We start from the raw sequence: 556 nt of genomic DNA, 5'->3' as shown, positions 1-556 counted from the left end.
ACGATGGTCCCCGACGCCGAAGCCGCATTGGCACTCCTGGAAGCCTCGAAGCAGCAGGATGCGGGCAACACGGTCCTGTTCAAGATGCGTGACGACCCGCGCATCACCCGTCCCGGCCACTTCCTGCGTCGTTTCAGTCTGGACGAGCTACCCCAACTGCTCAACGTCCTGTTCGGACACATGAGTCTCGTGGGTCCCCGGCCCCCACTGCCCCGGGAGGTCGCCACCTACGAGGAGATGGTCAACCGCAGGTTCATGGTCAAGCCCGGGATCACCGGACTGTGGCAGACGAGCGGTCGTTCCAACCTGTCCTGGGAGGACTCGGTGCGACTGGACCTCTACTACGTCGAGAACTGGACGATGAAGCGGGATATGGACATTCTCATGCGCACCGCTCGAGCGGTCCTGTCCAAGGACGGAGCCTACTGATCCCCTCTTCTGCCTGCTCCGTCTCCTGCCCGACGTGACGCGTTCTGTCACGAGGGCACCGCGGCGGAGGCCCGCGCCCACGCCGGGGGACCAGCGCTGACAGGTCCTCGCCAGGAGGGGGCGACCC

Annotated in this window: 1 protein-coding gene; it reads left to right on the top strand. The window is 65.5% G+C overall.

The features are described from left to right. Nucleotides 1–429: sugar transferase (locus tag FK530_RS25205; RefSeq protein ID WP_193560373.1), on the top strand; the 429-nt coding region annotated here is incomplete at its 5' end. Nucleotides 430–556: the final 127 nt, after the last annotated feature.

Source organism: Tsukamurella conjunctivitidis (assembly GCF_007858475.1).
In the GTDB taxonomy this organism is placed as follows: Bacteria; Actinomycetota; Actinomycetes; order Mycobacteriales; family Mycobacteriaceae; genus Tsukamurella; species Tsukamurella conjunctivitidis.
This window is presented reverse-complemented; position numbering and strand designations above follow the sequence as displayed.